This is a genomic window from Luteimonas sp. R10, from assembly GCF_045689605.1.
Lineage (GTDB): Bacteria > Pseudomonadota > Gammaproteobacteria > Xanthomonadales > Xanthomonadaceae > Luteimonas.
The window spans coordinates 289,220-300,426 of the sequence record NZ_CP141262.1 but is presented as its reverse complement, the minus strand read 5'-3'; the positions used below and the strand labels follow the sequence as shown (position 1 = coordinate 300,426).

General features: G+C 66.9%; 9 protein-coding genes and 1 pseudogene. 8 read left to right on the top strand and 2 right to left on the bottom strand.

The window, feature by feature from the left end:
• Positions 1-845: 845 nt before the first annotated feature.
• The 3 genes from U3649_RS01255 to U3649_RS01245 are packed head-to-tail and all read left to right on the top strand — an operon-like array spanning position 846 to position 2,279.
• On the top strand, positions 846-1,256 hold the full coding sequence (locus U3649_RS01255; protein ID WP_407353088.1) for a hypothetical protein: 411 nt from the start codon (positions 846-848) through the stop codon (positions 1,254-1,256).
• 22 nt (positions 1,257-1,278) lie between these two features.
• Positions 1,279-1,929 (top strand): RHS repeat-associated core domain-containing protein, encoded by a 651-nt coding sequence (locus tag U3649_RS01250; protein WP_407353087.1) that lies wholly within the window; start codon positions 1,279-1,281, stop codon positions 1,927-1,929.
• A gap of 17 nt (positions 1,930-1,946) precedes the next feature.
• The gene (locus tag U3649_RS01245; protein WP_407353086.1) at positions 1,947-2,279 is read left to right on the top strand and encodes a hypothetical protein; all 333 of its coding nucleotides are present in this window, start codon (positions 1,947-1,949) and stop codon (positions 2,277-2,279) included.
• 68 nt (positions 2,280-2,347) lie between these two features.
• Here U3649_RS01245 and U3649_RS01240 read toward each other — a convergent pair whose 3' ends face one another.
• Complete coding sequence (locus U3649_RS01240; protein WP_407353085.1) at positions 2,348-2,578, bottom strand: hypothetical protein; 231 nt, start codon at positions 2,576-2,578, stop codon at positions 2,348-2,350.
• A gap of 187 nt (positions 2,579-2,765) precedes the next feature.
• Here U3649_RS01240 and U3649_RS01235 point away from each other — a divergent pair, with 187 nt between their 5' ends.
• The 3 genes from U3649_RS01235 (at position 2,766) to U3649_RS01225 (ending at position 4,814) form a co-directional block, all read left to right on the top strand.
• A complete protein-coding gene (locus U3649_RS01235) occupies positions 2,766-3,113 on the top strand; it encodes a TlpA family protein disulfide reductase (RefSeq protein WP_407353084.1) in 348 nt (115 codons plus the stop codon).
• A gap of 34 nt (positions 3,114-3,147) precedes the next feature.
• Positions 3,148-3,639 (top strand): hypothetical protein, encoded by a 492-nt coding sequence (locus U3649_RS01230; protein WP_407353083.1) that lies wholly within the window; start codon positions 3,148-3,150, stop codon positions 3,637-3,639.
• A gap of 110 nt (positions 3,640-3,749) precedes the next feature.
• Complete coding sequence (locus tag U3649_RS01225; RefSeq protein WP_407353082.1) at positions 3,750-4,814, top strand: LysM peptidoglycan-binding domain-containing protein; 1,065 nt, start codon at positions 3,750-3,752, stop codon at positions 4,812-4,814.
• Between the two features lie 275 nt (positions 4,815-5,089).
• Here the strand turns inward: U3649_RS01225 and putA are convergent, their stop codons facing one another.
• Positions 5,090-8,302 (bottom strand): bifunctional proline dehydrogenase/L-glutamate gamma-semialdehyde dehydrogenase PutA, encoded by a 3,213-nt coding sequence (putA, locus tag U3649_RS01220; protein ID WP_407354671.1) that lies wholly within the window; start codon positions 8,300-8,302, stop codon positions 5,090-5,092.
• 275 nt (positions 8,303-8,577) lie between these two features.
• On the opposite strand from putA, the gene coxB reads away from it, so the two are divergent.
• Together coxB and ctaD are read left to right on the top strand one after the other, a co-directional pair.
• Complete coding sequence (gene coxB, locus U3649_RS01215; RefSeq protein WP_407353081.1) at positions 8,578-9,525, top strand: cytochrome c oxidase subunit II; 948 nt, start codon at positions 8,578-8,580, stop codon at positions 9,523-9,525.
• 35 nt (positions 9,526-9,560) lie between these two features.
• A pseudogene (ctaD, locus tag U3649_RS01210) lies at positions 9,561-11,177 on the top strand (cytochrome c oxidase subunit I); the annotation flags it as partial.
• Positions 11,178-11,207: the final 30 nt, after the last annotated feature.

Below are 11,207 nucleotides of genomic sequence, written 5' to 3'. Positions count from 1 at the left end.
GTAGTCCATGGAGAGCGGCGGGTGGGACGCTTATTGGTTATGGCTTGGAAGCATTATCACAAAACATTTCATCGTGCATGGGAGGTGGGCCGGGTGCGGATGGAGTAGCGGCTGCGATGACGGCCGGGGGGCAGGCATTCGTTGAGGCGGGAAATGCAGCAGCGGCAACAATGTCAGCAGCATTGAGTGGTGCTTCAACATCGGCAGGAAGCTATGTCAGGGCAAATAACAAGCCTGGTGGTTACTGCATAGGAGTAACAACGGCTAGATATGTTGGGGCTGGTGTAGTTCTTGGGGGAAGGATTGGTCCAGGTGGCAGGGTTGCAGGGGCGGCAGCGGGCGCAGTATCTGGATTAGTACACCTTCAAGTAGAGGGTTTAGCTCTGGAGATATCTGATGGATGTGGTTGTAATTAACAATAAAAAGAAAAAAGTCAAAAATTATGGGTTATCTATAGATTTCTATTGTGGTTTTCTATATCTGCGTGCATTGTGGTCATATGGAATCTTGGTTTCTTTTTTGTGTTGGGGTATGGTCCAAGCGAAGGATGGAGGTAGTCAATAGTGATTTTTGGTCTAGTGGCAGGGTATATTGGATTTTCGAAAGATTTAAGAAGGTCAGAATAAGTCTCTCGACGCCGCGGGAGAGTAAGGGGACGTAGGCAATTAACCTGCCCCCCGATTCAAGGCGCGCATCGCTGCGGGCCTTGTCACTTCCAGTGGGCTCTCTTTTAGCTGCTGTTGTCGGCGCGCCACTTCGATGAGCGAGGTAGAATGGGTTGAGCGCAGCGATACCCATCACCTTTCTATGGCAACACGAAACAGATCAGCCGGATCGCGGACGGCATGCTCAGCAGCCAGGTCCAGAATTTCGCCTACGACGCGCTGGGCCGGCTGCGAGAGTCGACGGCCGGGGTCACCGCCGGCGACCAGTCCTATACTTTGGACGCCAACGGCAACATGATCCGCCAAGGCAGCGCGATCCAGGTCTACGAGTACGATCCGTTCAACCGGCTCTCGTCGGTCACGACCAGCACCGGAGGAAAGACGACCTACGTGATCAACGCCCTCGGGCAGCGGGTCTACAAGACGCAGGGCTCGCCCAACGCGGCCTTCTACGTCTACGGACCAGACGCCCAGCTGGCGGTGGAGCGCAGCGGCTTCAGCGGCAGCACGTGTGGACGCACTACCTGCGGCTACCCAACGGCGTCCCGTCGCGATGGCCCGGAGTGGCCAACTGCACTTCATCCACACTGATCACCTTGGCCGGCCGGAGCGGGTGACCAACGGCAGCAAGGCGCTGGTGTGGCGGGCCGACAACTACGCCTTCGACCGGACAGTGCAGCAGGACGACATCGGCGGCCTGAACCTGGGCTTCCCGGGCCAGTACTACGACAGCGAGAGCGGGCTCTGGTACAACGGGTTCCGGACCTACGATCCGTTCCTCGGCCGGTATCTGGAGAGCGATCCGATCGGGTTGGCGGGTGGGCTAAATACGTATGCCTATGTCCATGGCAACCCAATAAGTCTTACTGATCCGCTCGGCCTCGACGTGTTCCTGTGCTCACAACCGGCACAAGTTCCGGGTATGGGATGGGTCGATCACCATTGGATCAAGACCGACACAGTAGAAGCAGGCATGGGAGGGACTCGCGGCAATGTGGCAGGCAATGAGAAAGGCGATCGACCTCTTGACCCTGTGCAGGTAGTCGACGAATCAGGGCGACACACACAGAAAGGCAGCAAGTGCGACAAAGTCGATAACGTCGACGAGGACAAGGTGAACCAACTATTGGAGATAGGCCGCCCACTTGGGCGATGGCATCCTGCGAATCAATGCCAATCTTTCTCGCGCTCAGTGCTCAACCAGCCATCGACCGTTCCGTCTCCATTGAGGCGCGATTGGAACAGGCCGCGGTGGGGGTTGTGATGAGCTGCCAAAGAACTATGGGCATCTTTCTCGCAAGCCTGCTGTTAGCTGGATGCTCTGCAGGCGAAGTGAGTAGTCATGAAGTCGCCGAATCTGTCGCCAAGGAGATCACTTGCCCCGAGCCAGCGAAGAAGGAGTATCGCGCGTGGGGGAAGAGTGGCCTTTCAGTCGGGTGTCGAATAGACCACGGTCCCTTTGTTGCGATTGAAAACGGAGTTGTGAGCATTCGAGGTCAGTACGAGCACGGCCAAAAAGTCGGCCGATGGATCACTTATGACAAAGAAGGCAATGTCTACGATGAAACAGACTCTGCTGATGCAGAGAAGTCGTCTCCCGTAGACGAGGATTGAGCTTCCAAGTCCTTTAATGATGCGAAGCCCCGCCCTCACTCGGCGGGGCTTCTTCTTTAGCGGCGCGCTCACCGCGCCGCTTCGATGAGTTCGAGATCCTTGCGCAGCAGCTCGTTGACCAGGGTAGACAGTTCCACGCCCTTGGCCTCGGCCAGGGCGGCCAACTGGTCCTGCGCCGGATCGTCGAGATACACCGGCAGATGCAGGCGCGCCTCCTTGCGGTAGAACTTGCCACGCTCGGCGTTCGAGAAATCGATCTCGGCGGGCAGATCGTCGTCGTGTTCAGGGTGGGCGTTCATGGCAGTCATCGCGGGTGGTATGCGTACTGGTCGCGTTCGCGACGGGTGGCCGGGCGTGCGGAGATGATGCGCAGGCGGGCGGAGTTGGGGCCGATGACCTGGTAGGTGTGGACCACGGCCAATAGGCTACCTTGGCGTGGGGGCGCAGATGAGCGGCGGATCGGCAACCGGCACGTGGTGGGGAGTGATGCTGGGCTGCACCCTGGCAGCGTCGGCTCACGCCGCGCCGGTGATCAACTTCAAGGAGCCGCCGCGGACCTATCGGGCGATCCTGCGCCAACTCAGGGCGCTGACGGTGACCATGACCCACGACCGCGATGGCGCCATCTCCGATGCCTATGGTGTTGAGGCGGTGCCGCGTCTGTTCATGGTCGACAGGGCGGGACGGCTGGCCTATACGCACAACGGCTATTCCGAGTCCTCGATCCAGGAGATCGCGAAGGCCGCCGACAGGCTGCTGGCGCAGGCGGAGGAGCCGGCGCCGGAGGCAACGAGTGCGTCGTCGGGGAGTGGCGGGGGTCGCCGGATGTGGTAGAGATTGGGCGCCCCCAGCTGAAGGACTTCCGCCGATGCGATCCGCCGTTCCCGTCCTTGCTTCGTTCTTCGTGCTGCTGGCCGGCTGTGCCGGGGCCGGCACGTCGCCGCCGGTCGAGGGCGTCTACGCCATGCCCGATCCCGCGCTCGCCGAGCTGCGGGTGGTCGCGCTGCCGGGTGACGTGGGCGCGTACCGGGTGGAGGTGCACGGCGCGGGCGATGCGGCCGATGGCGCGGCGATCGGCGCCGACTGCTATGCGGTGGCCGAGGGCACGCTCGAAAACGGTCGCCTGCGCGCCGGCTTCGTGCCGTTCGAAAGCCTCGACCTCGGTTTCGACGCGCGCGAACTGGCGGAGCGGCCGCGCACGCTGGAGCTCGCGTTCGACGGCGAAGCGGCGGTGCTGAGCGGCGATTTCGACTACTGCCCCCTGCGCACCGTGCTGGACGGGCGTTACCTGCGCACCGGGTCACCGCAGCTGTTGACCGACTGCCCACCGCTGCCGCAGGCCTGCTGGAACCGTGAATGACGTCACTGCTCGAGACATTCGCCCGCCGATGCTGGGGTTGGCCCCAGTGTTGCCGATCGCGGTAGCCCGGTATTCCTGACGCATCCTCCGAACTACCGCGGGGCCTCGTCATGGACAGCAGCAGCGTCGATTCCACCGGCAGCTTTTCCACTGCGAACAGCGCGTCCGGCGCTTCGTCGACCCAGGAAGGCAGCTCCCCGGGCCTGGGTTCGGCTTCGACCGCCCTGGAGGCCGGCAGCCGCTTCGACAATCCGGCCGCGCAGCGCGAGGTCGCCGAGGCGATCGCCTCGCAGCAGCCGATCGAGCTCGGAGGCCCGGTCTGCTACGCCATGCAGCCGGGGCAGACGCTGCAGGACATCGCCACCGCCTTCGGGGTCGGCATGCGCGACCTGGCGCTGGCCAACGGCGTCGTCAACCCGGAGACCGTCTATCCGGGCGACGTGCTGAGCGTGCCGGGGCCGCAGGACAAGCCGGAGCTCGGTTCGCTCTCGGCGCATTACGAGACCGGCGGCCGCGGGCCGGGCACGGTGTCGACCGGGCGCGGCGACATCGGCGGCGTGTCCTACGGCAGCTACCAGCTGTCCACCGCCGCCGGCCGGCCGCAGGAGTTCCTGGCCAATGAGGGCGCCGCCTGGGCGGGCGAGTTCGCCGGCCAGCGGCCGGGCACGCCGGCCTTCAGCCAGACCTGGCGCGAGGTTGCCGCGCGCGAACCCGAGGCGTTCGGCCAGGCGCAGCACGACTACATCGAGCGCACCCACTACGACGTGCAGGCCGGCCGGGTCGAGTCGCGCACCACCGTCACCGCGGCCGACGGCACTGTGACCACGCCCGGTCTCGATCTCGCCCAGCATTCGCGCGCGCTGCAGAACGTCGCCTGGTCGACCGCGGTGCAGCACGGCCCGAACAGCAACATCGTCGCCAACGCCGTGAACGGCGTGCGCGAGGCCGGCCTGCAGGATTGGGAGCCGGGCTTCGACCGTGCCGTGATCGACGCCGTCTATGCCGAGCGCGGGCGCCGCAACGCCGACGGCGAGCTGGCGCACTTCAGCCGCAACTCGACCGCCGTGCAGGAGGGCGTGGCCAACCGCTTCGTCGACGAGCGCGCCGACGCGATCGCCGCGCTCGAAGCCGAGGACCGCGAGCTGCGCGATTCGGTGGAGCTGCCCGAGCGCTGAGCGGGCGCGATCGCGGCGGCGATCCCAGGCGCATCGCCAAGGGCATAGCCGCTGGATTTGCGGGGTCGCGACTTCCGTCGCTCCCACAAGTGCGGAACCGCACAATCGGAGTTCTGGACTCTCCTGTGGGAGCGACGGAAGTCGCGACGCCATCAGGACCCGGGCCGCCGAAGCTGGGAGGGTTCGCTGCGTCGCCACGAGGCCGGTCCCGGACCGGCCGAAGATCGCATGAGCCGGGCGATCCGGGAGAGGCGATGTCGCGAATGTCGCGCGGCTCAGTCCTCCAGGGTCAGCAGCGACGCGTTGCCGCCGGCGGCGGTGGTGTTGATGGTCACCGCCTTCTCGGTGGCGAAGCGCGGCAGGTAGTGCGGGCCGCCGGCCTTGGGGCCGGTGCCGGACAGGCCCTGGCCGCCGAACGGCTGCACCCCGACCACTGCGCCGATCTGGTTGCGGTTGACGTAGACGTTGCCGACCCGCGCCCGCGCGGCGATGCGCTCGACGGTCTCGTCGATGCGCGAGTGGATGCCGAGGGTCAGGCCGTAGCCGGTGGAGTTGATGGCGGCGATCACATCGTCGAGCCGGCCGGCCTTCCAGCGGATCACGTGCAGCGCCGGGCCGAACTTCTCGTGGTCGAGCTGGTCGAGCGACTTCAGCTCCCAGGCCCGCGGCAGGAAGAAGGTGCCGTGGGCGAGGTGGTCGCCGCCCGGCGCCTGCGCGATCAGCCGCGCCTCGCCGGCCATGCGCTCGGCGTGGTCGTCGAGCATCTTCACCGCGTCGGTGTCGATCACCGGGCCGACGTCGGTCGACAGCAGGCCGGGATCGCCGACCCGCAGCTCGGCCATGGCGCCGGCCAGCATCTCGATCACCTTGTCGGCCACGTCGTCCTGGATGAACAGGATGCGCGCGGCCGAACAGCGTTGGCCGGCGGAGGTGAACGCCGAGGCCATCACGTCCTTGACCAGCTGCTCGGGCAGCGCCGAGGAATCGGCGATCAGCGCGTTCTGGCCGCCGGTCTCGGCGATCAGCACGCCGATCGGCGCGTCGCGCGCGGCCAGCGCGCGATTGATCGCGCGCGCGGTGAAGGTGGAGCCGGTGAAGGCGATCCCGGCCACGCGCGGGTCCTTGGTCAGCGCCGCGCCGACGGTGGCGCCGTCGCCGGGCAGGAACTGCAGCACGTCCTGCGGGATCCCGGCTTCGTGCAGCAGCTGCACGGCGTAGTAGCCCACCAGGCTGGTCTGTTCGGCCGGCTTGGCGATCACGCTGTTGCCGGCGGCCAGCGCGGCGGCCACCTGGCCGGTGAAGATCGCCAGCGGGAAGTTCCACGGGCTGATGCAGACGAACACGCCGCGGCCGTTGTGCTGCAGGGTGTTGGTCTCGCCGGTGGGGCCGGGCAGCGGCTCGGGCACGAACAGCTTGCGCGCCTGGCCGGCGTAGTAGCGCAGGAAGTCCACGGCTTCGCGCACCTCGGCGACGCCGTCGGGGATGGTCTTGCCGGCCTCCTTGGTGCACAGGGCGATGAACTGCGCCATGCGCGACTCCAGCAGTTCGGCGGCATGCTCGAGGATCGCAGCGCGCGAGGCCGCGGGCGTCGCGTCCCAGCCCGGCTGCGCGGCGACCGCGTTGACCAGGGCGCGCTCGACCGTCGCCTCGTCCGCGGCCTGCCACTGGCCGACGCGCTGGCGGCGGTCGGCGGGATTGGTCACGGCGATGTCGGGGCCGGCCGGCTGCGCACCCGGCACCAGCGGCGCGGCACGCCAGCTGTCGGCGCCGCTGGCCACGGCGGCGTTGACCTGGTCTGCGAGCTGCCGCAGCTGCGCGTCGTCGGCGGGATTGATGCCCATGGAATTGCTCCTGTCGGCGCCTTGGCTGCGGAAGAGATCGACCGGCAGCGGAATGCGGGGGTGGGGGATGCTGTCGAAGCCGGCGACGGTCTCGACCGGATCGCGGATCAGGTCCTCGACCGGCACGTCCTCGTCGCTGATGCGGTTGACGAAGCTGGAGTTGGCGCCGTTCTCGAGCAGGCGCCGCACCAGGTACGGCAGCAGGTCCTCGTGGCTGCCGACCGGCGCGTAGACGCGGCAGGGCACGCCCATGCGGTCGGCCGGGATGACTTCGGCGTAGAGGTCGTCGCCCATGCCGTGCAGCTTCTGGAACTCGTACGGCGTCGGCTGCGACCGCGCCGCCTCGGACAGGTAGAGCGCCGCCATGCGCCCGATCGCGCAGATGGTGTGCGCGTTGTGGGTGGCGAACATCGGATACAGGGCGTCGGTCGACTCCAGCATGCGCCGCGCGCACGCCAGGTAGGACACGTCGGTGTTCGGCTTGCGGGTGAACACCGGATAGTCCGCATGGCCTTCGACCTGGGCGCGCTTGATCTCGCTGTCCCAGTACGCGCCCTTGACCAGGCGCAGCGGGATGCGGCGGCCGTGGCGGCGGGCGAGGTCGACCACGAAGTCGATCACCGCCGGCGCCCGCTTCTGGTAGGCCTGCACCGCCAGGCCGTAGCCTTCCCAGCCGTCCAGGGAGGGGTCGGCGTAGGCCGCCGCGATCACGTCCAGCGACAGCTCCAGGCGCTCCGACTCCTCGGCGTCCACGGTGAAGCCGATGCCGTGCGCCTTGGCCCGCCGCGCCAGCGCCAGCACGCGCGGCGTCAGTTCGGCCAGCACCCGCTGCCGCTTGGCGTGCTCGTAGCGCGGGTGCAGCGCCGACAGCTTGACCGAGATCGAGGACGCGGCGAAATCGCCGTCCGGCCGATGGGCATCGTCGCCCCGTTGCGAGGAGGCCTGCCTGCCGATCGCCTCGATCGCGTCGTGGTACGCCTGCAGGTAGCGCCGCGCGTCCTTGTCGGTCAGCGCCGCCTCGCCGAGCATGTCGAAGGAATAGCGGTAGGCGGCATTGCCGCCCTTGTGGCTGCGTGCCAGCGCCTCGCCGATGGTGCGTCCCATGACGAACTGATGGCCCATGATCCGCATCGCCTGGCGCACCGCCAGCCGGATCACCGGCTCGCCGACCCGGCCGAGCACCCGCTTGAAGGCGTTGTGCACGTCGCGCTTGGTCTCGTCGGCCAGGTCGACCAGGTGCCCGGTCAGCATCAGGCCCCAGGTCGAGGCGTTCACCAGCACCGACTCGGACTGGCCCATGTGGCGCTTCCAGTCGGCCTCGCCGAGCTTGTCGCGGATCAGCTTGTCGGCGGTGTCCTGGTCGGGGATGCGCAACAGCGCCTCGGCCACGCACATCAGCAGCACGCCCTCCTCGCTGCCGAGGTCGTACTGCTGCATGAACGCCTCGATCGCCCCCTGGTCCTGCGCGCGGGCGCGGACCCGCCGAACCAGGTCGGCGGCGGCGGCCTGGACGGCGGCGCGATCGGCCTCGGGCAGGCGGGCCCGCTCCAGCAGTTCGCGCAGATGCCCGGCCTCGTCGCGGCTCCAGTGCGCGGTGATCGCTGCGCGCGGCGGCGGCGGCGCGTCGGGCAGTTCGGGGGACAGGATCGCGGACACGGCACACCGGGAGCGGGCAAGGGCAGGCGATTCTAGGGCTTGCGGGCACCCCGCGACAGGCCCATTCGGGCCCGATTTTTGACTTCTCCGGTCCGGATCGATGCACGTGCGACTTGCCCGCAAATGCCCGTCGCCGCTACCATTTGCGGGTTTTCCACAGCCCGCAGCCGATTTGTCCTGCCCCAGGCCCTGCCGGGGCGCGGGTGCGGCCGCGCTCCCGCCAGCCAACAGCCAGACGCCAACGAGGCATTCGGGGTTCGAAAGTGATGCAAGCCGGTCGTTTCAAGCAATGGGCCCTGGGCCTCGCCACGATGGCGCTGTCCGCGAGCGCGTTCGCGCAGTCCGCCGATCCCCAGCGCTGGCAGCTGAACATGGGGCGCGGCGTGACCGCCTCCTCCCAGCACGCCTACGACGCGCACATGTTCGTGCTGTGGGTCTGCGTGGCCATCGGCATCCTGGTGTTCGGCGCCATGGCCTTCGCGATGGTGAAGTTCCGCAAGTCCAAGGGCGCGGTCGCGGCCCAGTTCAGCCACAACACCACCGCCGAGATCATCTGGACGATCGTGCCGATCATCATCCTGGTGGTGATGGCGGTGCCGGCGACCAGCAAGCTGATCGCGATGTACGACACCCGCGATTCGGAGATGACGGTCAAGGTGACCGGCTACCAGTGGATGTGGGAATACGAGTACCTGGGCGAGGACGTGGCGTTCACCAGCCGGCTGGATCGCGACAGCGACCGCCTGCGGCAGAACCCGGCCACCACCCGTGCCGAACTCGACGCCCATCCGCACTACCTGCTCGACGTCGACAACGCGCTGGTGCTGCCCACCGACACCAAGATCCGGTTCGTGATCACCGCCGACGACGTGATCCACGCCTGGTGGGTGCCGGCCCTGGGCTGGAAGCAGGACGCCATCCCCGGCCTGGTCAACGAGGCCTGGACCGAGATCACCGAGCCGGGCGTGTACCGCGGCCAGTGCGCGGAGCTGTGCGGCAAGGACCACGGCTTCATGCCGATCGTGGTGCGCGCGGTGCCGCGCGCCGAGTTCGACGCCTGGCTGGCCGCCGAGAAAGCGAAGAACGCCCCGCCGGCCGAGCCGGCGCAGCCGCGGCCGGAGGAGCCGGCCGCGCCGGCCGAAACGGACGAGACAGCCGCGGCGCCGGGCCTCGAGTCCACCGATTCCGCGATCGCCGCGCCCGCCGCCGGCTGACCCGACCCCACTGAAAGCTTTCCAGGCAGACGTTCATGTCCACGCATACCGCAACCGCCGATCACACCGCCGACGAGCACGGCCACAAGCAAGGCTTCGTCGAGCGCTGGTTCTTCTCGACCAACCACAAGGACATCGGCACGCTGTACCTGTTGTTCAGCTTCCTGATGTTCATCGTCGGCGCCGCGATGAGCGTGGTGATCCGCGCCGAGCTGACCGTGCCCGGCCTGCAGCTGGTCGAGCCGATGTTCTTCAACCAGATGACCACCATGCACGCGCTGGTGATGATCTTCGGCGGGGTGATGCCGGCCTTCGTCGGCCTGGCCAACTGGATGATCCCGCTGCAGATCGGCGCGCCGGACATGGCGCTGCCGCGCATGAACAACTGGTCGTTCTGGATCCTGCCGTTCGCCTTCGCCATGCTGCTGATGACGCTGTTCATGCCCGGCGGCGGCCCGGCGGCCGGCTGGACGCTATACCCGCCGCTGAGCCTGCAGGGCGGCAACAGCGTGGCGTTCACCATCTTCGCCATCCACATGATGGGCATCAGCTCGATCATGGGCGCGATCAACGTCATCGCCACCATCCTCAACATGCGCGCGCCCGGCATCGACCTGCTGAAGATGCCGATCTTCTGCTGGGCCTGGCTGATCACCGCGTTCCTGCTGATCGCGGTGATGCCGGTGCTGGCCGGCGCGGTGACCATGCTGCTGACCGACAAGTTCTTCGGCACCAGCTTCTTCTACGCCGCCGGCGGCGGCGACCCGGTGATGTACCAGCACATCTTCTGGTTCTTCGGCCATCCCGAGGTCTACATCATGATCCTGCCGGCGTTCGGCGTGGTCTCGGAGATCATCCCGACCTTCAGCCGCAAGCCGCTGTTCGGCTACCAGGCGATGGTGTACGCCACCGCGGCGATCGCGTTCCTGTCGTTCATCGTGTGGGCGCACCACATGTTCACGGTGGGCATGCCGCTGGGCGGCGAGATCTACTTCATGTTCGCGACCATGCTGATCGCGATCCCGACCGGCGTGAAGGTGTTCAACTGGGTCAGCACGATGTGGAAGGGCTCGCTCACCTTCGAGGCGCCGATGCTGTGGTCGATCGCCTTCGTGGTGCTGTTCACCATCGGTGGCTTCTCCGGGCTGATGCTGGCGATCGTGCCGGCGGACTTCCAGTACCACGACACCTACTTCGTGGTCGCGCACTTCCACTACGTGCTGGTGACAGGCGCGCTGTTCGGCATCATCGCCGCGGTGTACTACTGGTGGCCGAAGTGGTCGGGGCGGATGTACAGCCAGCGGTGGGCGCAGTTCCACTTCTGGTGGAGCGTGGTGTTCGTGAACCTGCTGTTCTTCCCGCAGCACTTCCTCGGCCTGGCCGGCATGCCGCGCCGCATTCCGGACTACAACGTGGTGTTCGCCGACTGGAACCTGATCAGCTCGATCGGCGCGTTCGGCATGTTCGCCACGCCGTTCATGATGTTCGCGATCCTGTACCACTCGCTCAAGCGCGGTGAGCCGGCACCGGCACGCCCGTGGGAGGCGGCCCGCGGCCTGGAGTGGACGGTGCCTTCGCCGGCCCCGCACCACACCTTCAGCACGCCGCCGGTGATCCGCGAAGGCGACCTGGCGCATGGCGATTTCGAGCATCTCGACTACGACGACACCAGTTCGCACCTC